We start from the raw sequence: 14294 nt of genomic DNA, 5'->3' as shown, positions 1-14294 counted from the left end.
GGCACGGCGATTTCTGCCGCCGCCGCAATGCTATTGCTGTGTGGTCTTCTGATTCTTGAGTTCAATAAACTGAGCCGCAAAGTCTTCTGCTATTTCCCGGCTGTCAGTAATCATGATGCTTTCATTATTGTATTGAGCACTGCCAGTCCAGTTGTACGATCCATGGATAACTGTGCGCAGATCAATTACGCAGAATTTATTGTGCATTAACTTTTTACCCCAAGGCGAGCCCGGAGACACTTTGGTGCATTCGATCCCTTTGTCGTCAAATTTTAGTCCGTTCAGTCCTGTTATTTCATCGTCATTTACAATGACTCTAACATTTACGCCTAATATATGTTTTTCTCTAAGTGCGTTGCCCAGCTCTTTATCCGTGAACCACGCAACGGCAACCCACACAGTGAACCTGGCGCTTTCTATGTATTCCAGTAACTGAGTCTTGATCCCCTGGAAGTGAGCCTCGACAGTAATGAGGTCATCGAGCTCTTTGCCGGTAATTTTGTATATTTGCAAGTCATCTTTTTCCAGCTTGTAACCATCATGCTTTATAATAGCATTAATCTGGGCCGCTATCTCGTCGGGATTGCTTACTCTTCTGACATCCGCCAATGCTTCTACCAGAGTCTTGAGCTGTGGTTTTCCATTCAGCTCCTCTAGTCGCTTAAGCGCGTAGCTGCCCCTTGACAATCCGCTCGGAAGCCCGCCTTCTTGGTGTATATATTCGTCGTCAAATCCGACAGCATTAAAAAGTTTAACCAGGTCCTGTCCTGTCATGCGAGGCGACGGGGAACCGTCTCCAGTCACAAAGGGCTGTAGTGCATTTAGCGTTAAATCCGAAAGTCTCAAAGCTAGTGATTCTCCTTGGTTTGCGTTGGGCGCCGAGATGCATGGAGCCATTTGGGGCGGACTCTCGCCAAGCAGTGCGCCGGCCCTTCCTGGCCCGCATGAGAGCCCAAGATTATTCCCGATTCGATTTTAGGCCCGCTGCGTACTAGCCAATCTCAGGTAGTTAGCTCATTAAGACTGGTTCTTGTGTGGACCCGCATTTGAACCCATGTACGTCGGTCAGCCCGCCCTGCCTGTCCTGATGACCTGGCCGGGATTATGCAAATCCTGCATGGCCCCCCTCGCGGCTCGTTGCACCCTCTGGCAATGGCTCTGACTCCACCAACAGCCAGTGCCAGCAACCCGCCGCCGCAGGACAACCACGCCCAGCAGACCCTTCATTCCGCCAGCCGCGCAGCACCAAGCTCCTGCCCACCCCCCCTGGCGGGAACACCCCACCCTCAGCGGTCTGAGGGACCGCCTGCAACTGGTCTACGACTGCTGGACACTGCTGGAGCTTCCCGACGGCACTAGCCGCCGGCCGTTGTATCTATCTCGCGGCATAGAAGAACCTGAGACCTGCTACCTCAAGCGACTGGAGGCAGCCCGCCCCACCGGCTTCTATCGCGACGCCCTACGCACCTACGCCGGGATGCTGTCGCGCTTGGCCTGGCAGGAGCTGCCCGACTCCCTCACCCGGGTGGCCACCGATGTCGATGGCCAGGGCACAGATCTGGGGGTGTTCCTCTTCCTGGCCGACCTGCTCACCCTGCGCGATGGCGGCTGCCTGATCCTGCAGCTGCCGCCCCAGCACCGTTGGCCTTCAGAAGGGGACCGGCTGGAGGCGCTTGCCAAGGGGGACCGGCTATCCCTGCCCCGTCTGCAGCTGGTGCCCCGGGGCGACCTGCTCAACTGGCGCCACCCCACCGAGGGCGCCACCGGCGCTTTGGCGTCGGGACCTGTGGAGATCGTCTGGCGGGAACCGCGCCGCCATGCCCTGCCGCCCCGGTTCGCCAGCGGCAATGCCGCCGTGCCCACGGTGGTGATCGACGCCCACGGCGGCCTGGTGCCCGATCCACAGGCCTGGCTCTACCGCAGCATCTCGGTCACGGATGACGGCCTGGTGCTGCGCAGCTGGCAGGCCGACCCCAACCCTGGTGCCGTGGATGGCTACGACGTGGTGCCGGTGGGTGAGCCTTCGCTGCTGCCGCAGCGCTTTGACCTGCCGGCCCTCTGGTACTCGGTGGATGGCACCGCCTTTGGGGAGGGCGATCTCCCGCACCTGGGCCTGGCACACCAGTACCTCAACCACTACCGCTGCCGCAGCGACTACGAGGATCTTTTGTCGCGCACCGCCCTGCCGGTAGGCGTGCGTACCGGCCTGGTTGATGCCTACGGCTTCCGCCGCAGTGATGGCGCCATGGGTTCCGGTGCTGCGACCGGCGGACCAGAGGGTCAGCGCCCCCAACGTCTGGTGCTCTCCACCTCCTCCTTCATGGACCTCCCTGAGGGTGCCAAGTTCGAGTGGGTGGAGATCGAGGCCCGCTCGCTGGCGGAGCACCGGGCCTACCTGCAGCAGCTGGAGGAAGCGATGCGCCGTGACGCCCTGATCCCTGCTGGTGGCCACGGTCCAGCCCGCACCGAGCTGGAGATTTCCCTGACTGCCGGCCAGAGCTTTGCGGTGCTGCAGTCTCTTGCAGGCCAGAAGAGCTCGATGCTCAGCACCCTGCTGCGCCAGTGGACCCGCCTCACCGGCGAAAAGCTGGCGGACACACCGGCCTGCAGCGTGGAGATCTGCCCGCTGGTGCCACCCCAGCCGCCGCGCAAACCCCAGCCCTCGGTGCAGGAGTGGCTGGTGCTGCATGAGCGGGGAGTGATCGACGGCGCCGAGCTGCGTCAGCAGCTGGGGCTGGGCCAGCCCAACGCGGCCAGTGGCGGCTGAGCTGGCAAAGGAGGACATGTCCCAGTCCTCCCCACCCACCTGCAGCTGGCGACCCGGCGACGCCGAGGCCCTGCGCATCGCCCTGTCCATCCCCGTCACCAGTGCTGCCCTGGCGGCCCTGAACCGGGAGATGGCCCAGCTGCAGACCCACTACCCCACAGGTGCCTGTACAGCACAGCGGCATCTCGACGCCATTGCTGAGCTGGACCAGCAGCTGGCGGTGCTGAGTCCGGCCGAGGTGAACAGTCCGGTGCGCAGCAGGCGCAAGGGCGTAGCTGGTGGCGTCGTGCCCAACCCGCTGCCGCTGAGCAAGTTGGCGGTGGTGGAGTACGCCACCGAGCTGCTGCTGGAGGAAACCGAGAGCGAGTGGAACCCCGCGGGCCCATCACCGGCGGTGGTGCTGAACCGGCAGCGCAGTCAGCACATCGGCCAGCTGGCGCTCCTGCTGCCGCGGCTCCAAAACTGGCGCCAGTGCAACCCGGACCCGTTCCGGGGATCGCTGGTGCGGAGCTGAGTAATGGAGCAGCCCCTCTCACCGCTGAACCAGGGCCTCAACCCCCTGCGGGGAGCGCCGCTCTGGGGCCAGCTGGTATCTCTTCCCGCAGCCACCCCGGCGATCGACAGCCGGGTGGCCCAGCCGGCGATGGCCTCACCTCTCTGGCTGGCGCTACAGCCCTACGCCAACGCCCGCCTCTGCCTGTTTGAGGTGGACCGGCCCGAGAGCCGCAATCCGGTTCCCATCCGCCGGCATGTGATCGACTGCTTCTTGGAGCAGAGCGGCATCGTCAGCGGCTACAACGACACCGCGCTCACCGACCCCGGCGATGTGCTGCTGCGCGGCTACCTCTGCCGTGCGGCGACCCTGCCGGTGAGCACCAGCAACACCTTCGACTGGCTGTCGGCCGAGCTCGATTGGGGCACACCCGGCTTCCGCGAGGAGGCGCCATTGCCCTGGGACCCAGCGCTGCTGGGCACGGTGCAGGCCCCCTGCCAGGGTGTGATGTGGCTGGGGGATCTGGCCCTGCTGCAACCTGAGGGCGGGCTTCCCAGTGGCGGGCGGGCCCAGTTCGCCGGCTGCCAGGTGATGCACTTCGGGGCGGACTACGGCCCCGGCGGCATCGGCCTGCTGCTGCAGCCGCTGCTGGGGGAGGCGATCCAGCTGGTGCTCAGGCCCCACAGCGTCTTGGTGCTCAGGGATGGCGACACGTTGAACCTGATCGCCGAGCGCTACGGCACCACCGTGGCCACCCTGCGGCGGATCAACTCCCAGCTGGAGAGCACCCAGACGATCACCGCCGTGGAGGGCGACTCGTTGGCGGTGCTGGCCGGACGCCATGGCACCACCGAAAGCAAGCTGCGCAGCCTCAACCCGGAGCTGCAGCAGAGCGAGGCCTATGTCACCGGCGAAGGTGAGACCTTGACCAGCGTGGCGGCCGACCAGAACCTCAGCCTCTCCCTGCTGCGCCAGTTCAACCCGGAGCTGAGCAGCTGGCCCAGCGAGGAACCGCTGCAGGCTGGCACCACCCTGCTGCTGCCCATCTACCGCTCCACCACGCCCATCCAGCCGGGGATGCAGTTGCTGGTGCCTGGCTACATGCCCTCGACGCCGCTGCCGGCGGGGGAGTGGATCTACCTGCCAGCCCGGCGCTCTGCTCCCGTGCTGGATGAGCTGCCTGAGCAGGGCTTTTGAGGAGCTGGCAACAGGGAGAGCGAGCGCAGCCCGGACGGGGCGCCCGCAGCACCACAGCCGTGATGGGTGATGCCCTCCTCCTCCTTCTTCTCCTCTGATTCCAGCAGCGCCAACAGCGGGACTGCTCCAGCCCCCCTGGCCCCGGCTGCTCCGTGGCGGAGCTACAGCCAGCACCAGCAACAGCCCAACCAGGGATCTGCTGGCTCTGTCCAACCTGCCGCTGACCCCGACCTGCTCGACAGCGACGGCGCCGCTGATGCGGGTCTGGATGCTGCTGATGGCGACGACACCCTCGACCTTTCCCTGCCCCAGGACCCAGGTGCCAGCGGCAGCGGCGACAACGACGCCCCCCCTTCCGCTGCTCCCAGCAGTGCTGATCCCCTGCGAGCCGAACGCCGCCGCAGCAACCAGCTCGAGAAGGAGCTCCGCAAGGCCCGCGCCCAGCTGTCGCGCTTCTCGGAGATCAACCCGGACGAATACGCCCGCCTGCAGGACGCCGAACGCAAGCGCGAGGAGTTCGAGCGCCAGGTGGGCGAGCGCGAGCGCCAGCTCAACGAGGCCAACCTGCGCCGCGTGCGTAGCGTCGAAAAGGAACGGGACGAGGCCCGCTGCCAGGTGCAGAACCTGCGCAAGGAGCGCTTAATGGAGCGCCTGTTCTCCGAGGCCGAGGGCCGCGTCGGTGGCGATGAGCGGGGGACGTTCTTTGACACATTTGTGACGCTCTGCGGCGGCCACTTCCAGCTGGGCGAGGTGGACGGCCGCGAGCGGCTGCTGCCGGTGGACGGCAAGGGCCAGCCCCTCACCGCCGATGGCGTGGCCCTGAGCGATGGCGACTACATGGAGGAGCTGCGCCGCCACCCGGTGTACAGCTTCCTGTTCCAGCAGCGCAGTGGCCTCTATTCCGCTGCGGTGCCTGAAACGGGCCATGAGCACGGCGGCGCGGTGAATCTGCAGACGCTGAGCACCGCCGAGCTCTACCTGGAGGCCGTCAAAGGCACCACGCCCCGGGCGGCTGCACCGCGGCGCTGATCAACCCGCCGGGAGGGAGCTATGGCCTGGTATCTGGTGTTCTGGCGCAACCGATCCACCGCCACGGTGGTGCCGGCCGCCAGCGCCAGCCAGGCCCGCTCCCGCGCCCAGCACAAGCAGAAGAAGGGCTATGGGGCGATCGTGGCCGCCCGGCGCGCCAATCCCCAGGACAGCCAGCTCATTCGCCGTGGCGTCTGGGTGCGGCGGCGACGTGACGGATCCAGCCCCCAGTTCGGCAGTGCTCGCGCCAAGGCCCGGGCTCGGCGGCAGCGGAGTGCTTACCGCCATTGGCTGTAAGGCCCGGCCACCAAGCGGCAGCCGGGCCTGAGCCCCCAGGCTCAGCAGACCGAAACGGTGCAGCCGGGGGTGCCCTGCAGCTTGCGGGCAAAGGCAAATGCCCTCTCAGCGGGGATCAGCCGCATCTTTTTGACGGGCTTACCGCGGCGGCCAAAGAACTCGACCTCACAGGGAGTGGAGCCGAGCTTCTGAACGCCGGGCTGATAGCGGTGAACCACAAGCAGGCGGACTTCACAGACGGGGCCTTGGGGAGTGGCCATGGCTGGGGTGGAGCGGAGAACACCGACCAGACGCCCCGCAGGTGAGCACTGGCCAGGGGCGAGCAAAGCGAGCCTTGCGTCAGCCCTGGCCAGCGCGAGCCGTAGGGGCATGCTGCGGAGGGGTTTCGCTCCGCCCAGCCAGCCAGCCTCCAGTGGCAACGGTGCAAGTGCCGTGCTGCCATCCCACCGCGCCCGGTGAACAGAGGTGCTGGCTCTCCTGGGATCGAGGGCTGTCCCAGCTGCTCCCGTCAGATCTGATGCGGCCCGCCGCACAGCGGCACCCTGCTAGCCGGCTCTGCAGCACCCCGGCCACCGTTTGTCTGTGGCCTGGGTCATTGGTCCCGGTCTGGCTGGTGGCCGGGCAATCCCTGGTGGCGATCACCCTCCTGCGGCTGCCACAGCGTCTGGCCAGAGCCGCGGAGCCCGAGCAGGCGCGAGAGGCTGAGCGGCGCAGGCCGAAAGGGGGCCCAGGGCCCCCGCAGCATCCATCAGACGACCGGCATGCACCTACTGCACTGCAGCCCACCCCGCCGCAACGCGGCTTCTGCCTCCACCTGCTGGCGGTAGCTCAGCTGGGCTTCTGCTTCTAGGGCGCTATCGATCTCATCCATCCGCGCCAGGCACAGCTGAATCGCTGGCAGCACCTCTTCCTCCAGCCGGGAGATCTCCTCTTCTCCATAGGGCCGATCAATCCAGGTGCGCCGCAGCGGCCGGCCGGCATGACCCCGCAGGATTGATTCGATGGCTTTGCCGCAGGACTCCAGCAGCAGGAACGGATCCTCCTCAGGCCTGCAGAACGGAGAAGCGGCAGATGAGAGCGTGGCCATGGTGATCGGCGCCAAGAGCGGCGCAGCGACGGGACCGATCCCAGCGGAGGCGCGGCCGCAGGACGGGCCTCAGACTGGAGAGGCCCGGAGCAAGCCCCCCGCTCGCTCCCAGTCGTTACCGGTCCATGCGCGTCAGCGCTGCTCCGCCCAGCAGCGCCAGCAGCAGCTTGAGGGTGGAATCAAAGCCGCCCTGCAGCTGCTCCAGCGTGCCGGGGCAGATCTGCCCGATCGATCGCCCCTCCAACGCCCGCTGCCCGCAGACCCCGGCAGCAAGGGAATAGATCAGCAGCTGGGTGCCGATCACCACCGCCAGGATCTTGAAGACGAACCGCTCGCGGTCGAACGGCGGCTTGGGCGGTCGGGCCAGTGGGCCTGAGTCCATCGCTGCTCTTCCCTCGCGATCAGGCCTCAGCTGGCGGCACCAGAGCCGCCGTCACTTTTTTTCCTGGAAGACCCCCAGATAGACGGTGCCCTGGCGGTAGAGGGGCAGCACCTTGTCGCGCAGATCGGCGTTGTGCAGGCGAACGCAACCGAGGGTGGGGTGCAGGGGCTGCTGCGCTGCCCAGGCCCCGGGCCAGCCGCAGTCCGATCCACCGCCGTGGAGCATGATCCCGGCCCGGCCGACCTTGACCTCCTGGCCCTCCAGCTCCTCCATGTCGAAGGAATACCAGCCGTAGGCCATGGCGGTGTCGCTGCAGGGCGGGTTGGGGTTCTGCTCGTAGTCCGCGTAGAGCTGGCCGAGCCGGTAGAGCCCAGGCGGCGTATCGGTGCTGGTCTGGGTCCAGTCGGTATCGGCGCATTGGCCGCGGGCCAGGCAGGGGATCTTCCAGAGGAACTGGCCGCTGTGGTCGTAGGCCTCCATGTCCTGGTCGCGGTCATTCACCAGCAGGTAGGTGTCGCCGGGCTGGACAGGGGCAGCCTTTTGGGGGCCGGCCATGCCGGCCTCTTCTGATCCGCGGGGATCGAGGCCGCCGCTGGGGCCTGCTGGTGCCGGGGGCGCAGCGGGTTTCTGGCTAAAGGTGAGCGCCCAGGGGGCCTGCTCATCGAGGACGGCCTCGCTGCCGGGCAGGGCCTTGATCGCGGCATGGAGGGTCCAGACGCCGGAAACCTGCTGGGGTTCACCGCGAAAGGCTTCAAAGCGGTCCTGGAACCGCTCGGGGGTCATCGGGCTGGCCATGGGCGTTGTGCTGCTGAGCCCTGTTGCCAGTGCTGACTTGGGGCCGCCGGCTGCGGGCACAAAGAGAGCGCCCCAGCTGCAGCCGGGGCCGCCCCCTCAGAAGGGCAGCTCGCTCTCGGGGCACCAGACCGGCACCGAAGCTGGCGTGGCCACCTGGCGCTCAAAGAGCAGATCAGCGCAGAGCTGCTCCAGCCGCTCCAGAGGAGCAGGGCGGTGGGCCGAGGCCTCTTCCCAGAGCAGCTCCAGGGTGCGGGAGCTCAGGAGCCGGAAGGCGCGGGTGCGGGATGCGGAAGCCATGGCAGGCGTAGCGGAGACCCCGAAGCAGGCCGGGCGGGGTCAAGGGGCAGCCCCCTCTGCAATGCGGAGCGCAGCGCAGCCAACGCACCAGTCCGGCTGACTCGCGTCAGCCCTTGAGGCCGCCCGGACCATGAGGAGGGCTGCGCGTAGCCGATCCACCAGGAGCTGGGCCACCACGGTTCTGTCTCCTCGGTGGTTGAGGCGTGGGTCACCTGGCAACAGCTGCTGTTGTCACTGGGGCGAGGCCCCGGGAGCGTGCCCTTGGGCCTGACCTTGATCGAGGCGCAGAAATACGCCCGCCGTGCCGAACAGCTAGCGGTGCTTAAGACCTTTGCGGAGGGGGAGCTGCTGCGCCGCCTGCCCTTCCGCAACCTGGTGGGCGGCTCGCTGAGCTTCCCGGCCGAAACGAAACTCCCCCGCGTCGGCTTCCGGGCCGTCAACGAGGGCTACCGGCAGAGCTATGGGGTGATCAACTCCGATTCGGAGTTCGTGCACCTGTTCGGCGGCGACCTGGATGTGGACCGCTCGATCGTGGATCTGCAGGGCCCCGAGGCCCGTGCCGCCCAGACCGAGATGAAGGTGCGCTCCATGCGCCTGACGCTGGAGGCGGCGATCATCAATGGCGACGACACCTTCGATCCGCGGGCCTTCAACGGGCTGAGCAAGCGCCTGGCACCTGGAGAGGACCAGACGATCGACAACGGCGGCAGCACCCTCAACCTGCTGGCGCTGGAGGCGCTCACCGACAGCGTGATCGGCTACGGCGGCGACAAGGTGCTGATCGCCAGCAAGGCCGCCCGCCGCCAGATCAGCACCGCCTCCCGTCAGGCCGGCGGCGACCTCTACGAGGTCATTGACGGCCGCCACTATTTCGAGGGGATCGAGATCCTGCTGGTGGAGGAGGACGCCGAGGGCAACGCTGTGCTCGGCTACGACGAACCGGGAGACACCACCTCGATCTACTGCTGCGTGCTCGGGGATGCCGCCGTCTGCGGTCTGCAGGGCCCGTTCGAGGGGCGCTACGGGATCTCGGTGCGGGACTTCGGGGAGGTGCACGACGCGCCGGTGTTCCGCACGCGTGTGGATTGGTACGTGGGTTTTGCGGTGTGCAACCGCAAGGCCGCCGCACGCCTGTTCAACGTGGCGCCGATGCCGCTGGTACTGCCCTGAACGCCAGCCCCAACCCAGGAGAACTGCCCAGAACCACTCATTCATTTCCCCCAGGAGCTCCATCCATGACCTCTCAAGCCACCCGGCTGCTCGACGCCCAGACGGTGCTCGTCGGCTGGATCAACCACTCCGCCACTGACTGCTACGAGCACACCCGCAGCAGCGGTGATGTCGTCAACCTCGGCACCGATCTCGATGCCACCAGCTCCTTTGTGCTGGTGGCTTCCCACCCCGGCCATAGCGGGGCGGTGACGGTGACCCTGGAGCTGGCGCCGCTGCTGGCCGATGGCAACGCCGGCAGCTGGATCACCGCCGCGGCCGTCGCCATCCCCGCCGCAGGCGGCAAGGTCGAGGCGATCATCAGCGGCGCCGCCCTGCTGATCAACCCGGCTGACAGCGCACTGATCACGCCGCCCTGCCTGCGGCTGGCGCGGGCGACGGTTTCGCCTGGCACGCCTGCCGGGATGACCGTGGCGCTCACCGCCAACCAGGGGCTGTGAGGTGAGCGCCATGGGCAACCCACTCGACACCCTCAACGTGGCGGCCGGAGCTGAGGCCCTGCCGCTGGAGCTGCTGCAGCCTCTCGACAGCAGCAACCCCGCCTCCACGCCTGTTCGCCTCTCGGGCCCGGAGCAGCGGCTCAACGTCACACCGGATCCAGGTGTAGGCGATGCAGCGCTGCTGCCGCCCAGCCAGCTGCTGATCGGCAAGGACAGTGCGACCCGCTCGATCTGGCCGGTGCACCTGGCCGGCTGGCAGGCCCTGGGCTGGCAGTTGCTCAGCCCAGCCAGTGGCGGCGATGAGCCGGTCCCGGTGGACTCCGGGGACAACGCGCCGGAACCGGAGCTGGCGGATGCGCTGGACCTCGAGCCCGAGCAACCGGAAGCGCCGGAACCCGCCCCGGCAGCAGATGAGCCCGCCCCCACCGGTGAGCCGCTGGAGTCAGCGGCAACCACCACCAGCGACGGAGAAGCCCTGCTGGCCACTGAGGCCACCGACTTCCAGGCCATGACCAAGGCCCAGATCGTCGAGTTCTGCTCCACCGTTTACGGCGTGGAGCTCGATGGCGGCCAGACCAAGGCCGAACTGGTGGAGCAGGCCACGGCACTGGAGGCCCAGGCCAGCGGCAGCAGCACGGCCACCAGCGACGGCACGGGTGTCGCCAGCAGCGATCCTGCCGATCTGGCGGCCCTGGAGCTGGGGGATGCCCTGCTCTGATCCCAGCAGCCAGCGCAGCCTCAGCCAGCGCATTCCTGGCTGGGGCCTGGCAACAGCTCTGCAGCACTGCCCTGGCGCCGATGGCCACCCCCGATCCGGCCGTGCTGGCCGAGCTGACGGCCCGGTGCCGCAGCAACAGCCGGCCGCAGGGGGTGATCTTCCTGGGCCAGGCCCAGCTGCAGGACGGCGGCACCCCTGAACCACCCCCGTCCGGTGGGCTCAAGGCAGTGCACGCCCTGGCGCCGCTGGTGAGTGCCACCGACCGCAATGGGGTGGTGGTGATCGCACTGGATCTGCGCCTGCTCAGCCCCCTGCCGCCTTGATCGCCGGCGCCGTCTTCATCCCCCTTCCCTCTCACCGTTGATCCCGATGGCCACCAGCACCGAAACCCGAACTTCCCCCCGCGGCCTGCCCCAGCCCACGGACCTGCTGCTGGTGCAGCGCGGCAGCACGCCCTACCGGGCGACTGCTGATGAGGTCAAAGCGTTCATGCTCACCCCCGCCACAGCGGCGGCGATCGGGGCGATCAGACCCGGCACCAACCTCAGCGTGGATGCCGATGGCACCCTTCACGCCGCCATTCCCGGCGCACTGCACTACCGGGGTGCAATCGACCCCACCACCGCGGAGGCCCCGGCCGATGCCGCTGTTGGAGACGTGTATTTGGCCAGTGCCGGCGGTCCTGCCCTGGCGAGCTGGAGCGGCATCGCTGGCCAGGACATCGCCCAGGGGGATCTCCTGCTGTTTGACGGCAGCAACTGGAGTGCCAACGCTGCCCTGGGCCCCGATGGCGCCGGCGTGATCCGTATCCAGGTGGCTGCGCCACTGAGCGTTGATGAAAGCGATCCCGCCCAACCGCTGCTCAGCGTTGAGCCTGCCTCCACCACTGCTGCCGGCGTGCTGCGCCTAGCGGCTGCCGAGGACCTCATCGCCGGCACCGATGGTGCCGCCGTCGATGCAGCAGCTCTCAAGGAAGCCATGGCCACCGCCCAGCCGGCCGGCGACTACATGCCGCTGGACCTGAGCACCCTTCCAGCTCTGCCCTGAGCGCAGCAGCAGATGACCCTCCAACCAGGCGACCTGCTGGCGATCACCCGCACCACCGGGCCCCAGGCCGGCTCCTATCAGCTGCCGGCAGTGGCATTGGCTGAGCTGCTGAACCCGCCGCCAGTGCTGGCTATTAGCGGTGTGCTCTGGTCAACTGTGCGCTCGGCGGCAGACAACAGCTGGCAGGCGATCTGCTGGTCGCCGGAGCTGGGGCTCTACGCCTGCGTAGCAGGGAGCGGCACGGGCAACCGGGTAATGACCTCAAGCGATGGCATCCGCTGGAGCCCCCAACCATCAGCAGCCGATCAGAACTGGGTGGCGCTCTGCTGGGCCAAAGAGCTGGGGCTGTTTGTCGCCGTCAGCGACAGCGGCCTTGGGAATCGGGTGATGACCTCACCGGATGGGCGCAGCTGGACCCTGCGCCAGACGCCAGCCAACAACAACTGGACCGCGATCTGCTGGTCGCCCGAGCTGAGCCTGCTCGTGGCAGTCGCCAGCAGTGGCACAGGCAACCGGGTAATGACCAGCAGCGATGGCATCGAGTGGACGGCAGGCGCAGCTGCTGCAGATCAGGAGTGGCGCTCGATCTGCTGGGCCCCACAGCTGGGGCTGCTGGTGGCGGTGAGCAGCACCGGAGGCAACCAGCGGGTGATGACCTCAAGCGATGGGCGCAACTGGACCCTGCGGACAGCGGCCACCACCAACAACTGGACGGCGATCTGCTGGGCAGCAGAGTTGGGTTTACTGGTGGCGCTGAGCAGCAGCGGCAAGGGCAACCGAGTAATGACCTCGCCGGATGGGATCAGCTGGAGCAGCCGCAGCTCAGCAGCCGACAACGCCTGGACCTCCCTCTGCTGGGCGCCGGAGCGGGAGCTGTTGGTGGCGGTGAGTAGCAGCGGCACCGGCAACCGGATCATGACCAGCGGCGATGGCCTCAACTGGATGGTGCGCAGCTCCCCAGCTGATCTGGGTTGGCGCTCGCTGTGCTGGTCACCCCAGCGGCGTCAGCTTGTGGCTGTGAGCAACAGCGGCGCTGGCAACCGGGTGATGGTGAGCCCCTGAACCATGACCGACACCAAGGCACCCCTGCCATTGATTGGCTCGCGTTGCTGGCGTGACCAGATCGGCTCAGAGGCCGGCGCCACGGTGCTCAGCCTTGCGGCTGAGACGCCCGAGGAGGATCCCATGGTGGAGCTGGCCTACGACGAGGGCGGCAGCGGTTGGTGGCCGCTCTCCACGTTGGTGTTCGAGCTGGCCTGAGTGAAGGAGCCTCAGCCCCCACCAGAGAGCTGCTGGCGGAGGGCCGCGATGGCCTTCTTCTGGGCTCGCTGCACCGACATGGCGCTGATCTCCAGCCGCTCAGCCGCAGCCCGCAGCGACAGGCCCTCCAGGACCGTGAGCCGGAGCGCTGTGGCCTGGGCGGCAGGCAGCTGCTCGACGAGCTGCTCCAGCGCCAGGCCACACATGGCCTCGCTCACGGCTTGCTCGGCTTCTGGAGCGGCCAGCTGATCGAGCAGGCAGGGCTCGCCATCAGAGCTGGCATCGAGGCTGAGGTGCCGCAGCGGGCAATGGCCCTGCTCATGCAGCCGGCGCGGCACGCGCACCAGCCGCACCCGATCGCGCAGGTGGTGCTGCAGGGCCCCTGTGATGCAGCGGCGCAGATAGGGCGCCGCCGGCTCGCCAGCTCTGCAGCGGGGAGCGGAGCGGACCAGGGCTTCACGGGCCACCTGGATCAGATCCTCCCGCTCCACCAGCGGGAAGAGGCGCCGGGCGGCGGCGGAAGCCAGGGCATCGGCGAGCGAGAGGTGCTCCAGCACCAGGGCATTGCGGGCACGCAGGGCAGAACTGCTGAGAGGCGTGGACTGCTGCTGGCGGCGGGAGGAGGAAGCGGGGGAAGCCACCTGAGGGACGGCAGAGAACCCCACCCCCAACGGCCGGCCGCAGCGCCGCGGCAAGGACGCCCCACAGGGGCGCCTGGCCCGATCCTTGACGCGGCGTGAGGACTGGCCGAGGGATGCGGTGGGTGTGCGCCGGCCCGGGGGCAATTCCCTCCCTCACTGCCGGTGCTGCAGGGAACTTCCAGGCCCAAGGACCGCCCAGTCGAACCGTCAGGCCGTTGCGGTGAGCCGCCTCACTGAGGAACCTGCGGTGTCCGCCCGCTCGCTGGAGAGGGAGGTGTCCATTGCTCCAGGAAGCCCAAGCCCACGAATGATGCGGCGACACCCGAAAGCCGGAGGCGGAGTGCCTCCGGCCCCGGAGGCTCAGAGCACCCGCACCTCGGCCTGGGGACCGAGCACCCGCTGCTGATTGGCAGCCAGGATCAGGGCTTGCTCGCGGGGCACGTAGTGCGGCTCGGCGCTGATGTGCCCCTCGCGATCGAGGAACAGCACCCGCAGCAGCTGGCCGGCGGCATCGAGGAGATGCACCGAGATGATGCGGATCGGGCAGGAGCGGCTGAGGGGAGTGGCGGCCATGGCTGGGCTGGCGAACGACACCGCCGTTGAGCCCCGGCGCC

The 14294-nt window shown here is 67.6% G+C and carries 20 protein-coding genes; 12 read left to right on the top strand and 8 right to left on the bottom strand.

Annotated features, from left to right (window positions below; genetic code table 11):
* Positions 1-30: 30 nt before the first annotated feature.
* Positions 31-774 carry a phospholipase D-like domain-containing protein gene (locus tag KBY83_RS08655; protein ID WP_255019168.1) on the bottom strand — a complete coding sequence of 248 codons (744 nt, stop codon included), beginning with the start codon at positions 772-774 and terminating at the stop codon, positions 31-33.
* 403 nt (positions 775-1177) lie between these two features.
* Between KBY83_RS08655 and KBY83_RS08650 the strand changes: the two genes are divergently transcribed.
* From KBY83_RS08650 to KBY83_RS08630, 5 genes are all read left to right on the top strand, one after another.
* Complete coding sequence (locus tag KBY83_RS08650) at positions 1178-2767, top strand: DUF4055 domain-containing protein (RefSeq protein WP_255019167.1); 1590 nt, start codon at positions 1178-1180, stop codon at positions 2765-2767.
* A 16-nt stretch (positions 2768-2783) separates the two neighbouring features.
* The gene (locus KBY83_RS08645; protein ID WP_255019166.1) at positions 2784-3281 is read left to right on the top strand and encodes a hypothetical protein; all 498 of its coding nucleotides are present in this window, start codon (positions 2784-2786) and stop codon (positions 3279-3281) included.
* Positions 3282-3284: 3 nt separating this feature from the next.
* The gene (locus KBY83_RS08640; RefSeq protein WP_255019165.1) at positions 3285-4457 is read left to right on the top strand and encodes a LysM peptidoglycan-binding domain-containing protein; all 1173 of its coding nucleotides are present in this window, start codon (positions 3285-3287) and stop codon (positions 4455-4457) included.
* 69 nt (positions 4458-4526) lie between these two features.
* Positions 4527-5486 carry a hypothetical protein gene (locus KBY83_RS08635; protein ID WP_255019164.1) on the top strand — a complete coding sequence of 320 codons (960 nt, stop codon included), beginning with the start codon at positions 4527-4529 and terminating at the stop codon, positions 5484-5486.
* 21 nt (positions 5487-5507) lie between these two features.
* Positions 5508-5783 (top strand): hypothetical protein, encoded by a 276-nt coding sequence (locus KBY83_RS08630; RefSeq protein ID WP_255019163.1) that lies wholly within the window; start codon positions 5508-5510, stop codon positions 5781-5783.
* Between the two features lie 41 nt (positions 5784-5824).
* Here KBY83_RS08630 and KBY83_RS08625 read toward each other — a convergent pair whose 3' ends face one another.
* The 5 genes from KBY83_RS08625 to KBY83_RS08605 all read right to left on the bottom strand — a co-directional run bounded on the left by KBY83_RS08625 (position 5825) and on the right by KBY83_RS08605 (position 8344).
* Entirely contained in the window at positions 5825-6043 is a 219-nt protein-coding gene (locus tag KBY83_RS08625; protein WP_255019162.1) for a hypothetical protein, read from the bottom strand.
* Positions 6044-6531: 488 nt separating this feature from the next.
* Positions 6532-6870, bottom strand: a complete 339-nt coding sequence (locus tag KBY83_RS08620) for a hypothetical protein (protein WP_255019161.1) — start codon at positions 6868-6870, stop codon at positions 6532-6534.
* 115 nt (positions 6871-6985) lie between these two features.
* Positions 6986-7252: a hypothetical protein gene (locus tag KBY83_RS08615; protein WP_255019160.1), complete on the bottom strand. Its 267-nt coding sequence runs from the start codon at positions 7250-7252 to the stop codon at positions 6986-6988.
* Positions 7253-7303: 51 nt separating this feature from the next.
* Complete coding sequence (locus tag KBY83_RS08610) at positions 7304-8047, bottom strand: L,D-transpeptidase (RefSeq protein ID WP_255019159.1); 744 nt, start codon at positions 8045-8047, stop codon at positions 7304-7306.
* Positions 8048-8143: 96 nt separating this feature from the next.
* Positions 8144-8344, bottom strand: a complete 201-nt coding sequence (locus KBY83_RS08605; protein ID WP_094592161.1) for a hypothetical protein — start codon at positions 8342-8344, stop codon at positions 8144-8146.
* Between the two features lie 261 nt (positions 8345-8605).
* Here KBY83_RS08605 and KBY83_RS08600 point away from each other — a divergent pair, with 261 nt between their 5' ends.
* The 7 genes from KBY83_RS08600 to KBY83_RS08570 all read left to right on the top strand — a co-directional run bounded on the left by KBY83_RS08600 (position 8606) and on the right by KBY83_RS08570 (position 13039).
* Positions 8606-9514, top strand: coding sequence for a major capsid protein (locus tag KBY83_RS08600; RefSeq protein WP_261354021.1), 909 nt, complete (start codon positions 8606-8608; stop codon positions 9512-9514).
* Positions 9515-9579: 65 nt separating this feature from the next.
* Positions 9580-10014 carry a hypothetical protein gene (locus KBY83_RS08595; protein ID WP_094592159.1) on the top strand — a complete coding sequence of 145 codons (435 nt, stop codon included), beginning with the start codon at positions 9580-9582 and terminating at the stop codon, positions 10012-10014.
* A gap of 10 nt (positions 10015-10024) precedes the next feature.
* Positions 10025-10732, top strand: coding sequence for a hypothetical protein (locus tag KBY83_RS08590; RefSeq protein ID WP_255019158.1), 708 nt, complete (start codon positions 10025-10027; stop codon positions 10730-10732).
* 80 nt (positions 10733-10812) lie between these two features.
* A complete protein-coding gene (locus tag KBY83_RS08585) occupies positions 10813-11055 on the top strand; it encodes a hypothetical protein (protein WP_254942882.1) in 243 nt (80 codons plus the stop codon).
* Positions 11056-11101: 46 nt separating this feature from the next.
* On the top strand, positions 11102-11779 hold the full coding sequence (locus KBY83_RS08580; RefSeq protein ID WP_255019157.1) for a hypothetical protein: 678 nt from the start codon (positions 11102-11104) through the stop codon (positions 11777-11779).
* A gap of 12 nt (positions 11780-11791) precedes the next feature.
* Entirely contained in the window at positions 11792-12841 is a 1050-nt protein-coding gene (locus tag KBY83_RS08575; protein WP_255019156.1) for a hypothetical protein, read from the top strand.
* Positions 12842-12844: 3 nt separating this feature from the next.
* Positions 12845-13039: a hypothetical protein gene (locus KBY83_RS08570; protein ID WP_255019155.1), complete on the top strand. Its 195-nt coding sequence runs from the start codon at positions 12845-12847 to the stop codon at positions 13037-13039.
* An 11-nt stretch (positions 13040-13050) separates the two neighbouring features.
* On the opposite strand, the gene KBY83_RS08565 is transcribed toward KBY83_RS08570, so the two are convergent.
* On the bottom strand, positions 13051-13680 hold the full coding sequence (locus tag KBY83_RS08565) for a sigma-70 family RNA polymerase sigma factor (protein ID WP_255019154.1): 630 nt from the start codon (positions 13678-13680) through the stop codon (positions 13051-13053).
* 360 nt (positions 13681-14040) lie between these two features.
* Positions 14041-14253 carry a hypothetical protein gene (locus KBY83_RS08560; protein WP_190546106.1) on the bottom strand — a complete coding sequence of 71 codons (213 nt, stop codon included), beginning with the start codon at positions 14251-14253 and terminating at the stop codon, positions 14041-14043.
* Positions 14254-14294 lie beyond the last annotated feature (41 nt).

This window comes from Cyanobium sp. WKJ7-Wakatipu (assembly GCF_024345355.1).
Classification (GTDB): Bacteria; Cyanobacteriota; Cyanobacteriia; order PCC-6307; family Cyanobiaceae; genus Cyanobium_A; species Cyanobium_A usitatum.
Note: the sequence above shows the minus strand (reverse complement) of the source record. Positions and strands in the feature narration are given on the sequence as shown.

What these genes read in the sequence shown, in the direction of transcription:
- KBY83_RS08655 (WP_255019168.1), bottom strand. Translation starts at nt 774, where the DNA reads ATGACAGGACAGGACCTGGTTAAACTTTTTAATGCTGTCGGATTTGAC.
- KBY83_RS08645 (WP_255019166.1), top strand. Translation starts at nt 2,784, where the DNA reads ATGTCCCAGTCCTCCCCACCCACCTGCAGCTGGCGACCCGGCGACGCC.
- KBY83_RS08640 (WP_255019165.1), top strand. Translation starts at nt 3,285, where the DNA reads ATGGAGCAGCCCCTCTCACCGCTGAACCAGGGCCTCAACCCCCTGCGG.
- KBY83_RS08635 (WP_255019164.1), top strand. Translation starts at nt 4,527, where the DNA reads ATGCCCTCCTCCTCCTTCTTCTCCTCTGATTCCAGCAGCGCCAACAGC.
- KBY83_RS08630 (WP_255019163.1), top strand. Translation starts at nt 5,508, where the DNA reads ATGGCCTGGTATCTGGTGTTCTGGCGCAACCGATCCACCGCCACGGTG.
- KBY83_RS08625 (WP_255019162.1), bottom strand. Translation starts at nt 6,043, where the DNA reads ATGGCCACTCCCCAAGGCCCCGTCTGTGAAGTCCGCCTGCTTGTGGTT.
- KBY83_RS08620 (WP_255019161.1), bottom strand. Translation starts at nt 6,870, where the DNA reads ATGGCCACGCTCTCATCTGCCGCTTCTCCGTTCTGCAGGCCTGAGGAG.
- KBY83_RS08615 (WP_255019160.1), bottom strand. Translation starts at nt 7,252, where the DNA reads ATGGACTCAGGCCCACTGGCCCGACCGCCCAAGCCGCCGTTCGACCGC.
- KBY83_RS08610 (WP_255019159.1), bottom strand. Translation starts at nt 8,047, where the DNA reads ATGGCCAGCCCGATGACCCCCGAGCGGTTCCAGGACCGCTTTGAAGCC.
- KBY83_RS08605 (WP_094592161.1), bottom strand. Translation starts at nt 8,344, where the DNA reads ATGGCTTCCGCATCCCGCACCCGCGCCTTCCGGCTCCTGAGCTCCCGC.
- KBY83_RS08595 (WP_094592159.1), top strand. Translation starts at nt 9,580, where the DNA reads ATGACCTCTCAAGCCACCCGGCTGCTCGACGCCCAGACGGTGCTCGTC.
- KBY83_RS08590 (WP_255019158.1), top strand. Translation starts at nt 10,025, where the DNA reads ATGGGCAACCCACTCGACACCCTCAACGTGGCGGCCGGAGCTGAGGCC.
- KBY83_RS08585 (WP_254942882.1), top strand. Translation starts at nt 10,813, where the DNA reads ATGGCCACCCCCGATCCGGCCGTGCTGGCCGAGCTGACGGCCCGGTGC.
- KBY83_RS08580 (WP_255019157.1), top strand. Translation starts at nt 11,102, where the DNA reads ATGGCCACCAGCACCGAAACCCGAACTTCCCCCCGCGGCCTGCCCCAG.
- KBY83_RS08575 (WP_255019156.1), top strand. Translation starts at nt 11,792, where the DNA reads ATGACCCTCCAACCAGGCGACCTGCTGGCGATCACCCGCACCACCGGG.
- KBY83_RS08570 (WP_255019155.1), top strand. Translation starts at nt 12,845, where the DNA reads ATGACCGACACCAAGGCACCCCTGCCATTGATTGGCTCGCGTTGCTGG.
- KBY83_RS08560 (WP_190546106.1), bottom strand. Translation starts at nt 14,253, where the DNA reads ATGGCCGCCACTCCCCTCAGCCGCTCCTGCCCGATCCGCATCATCTCG.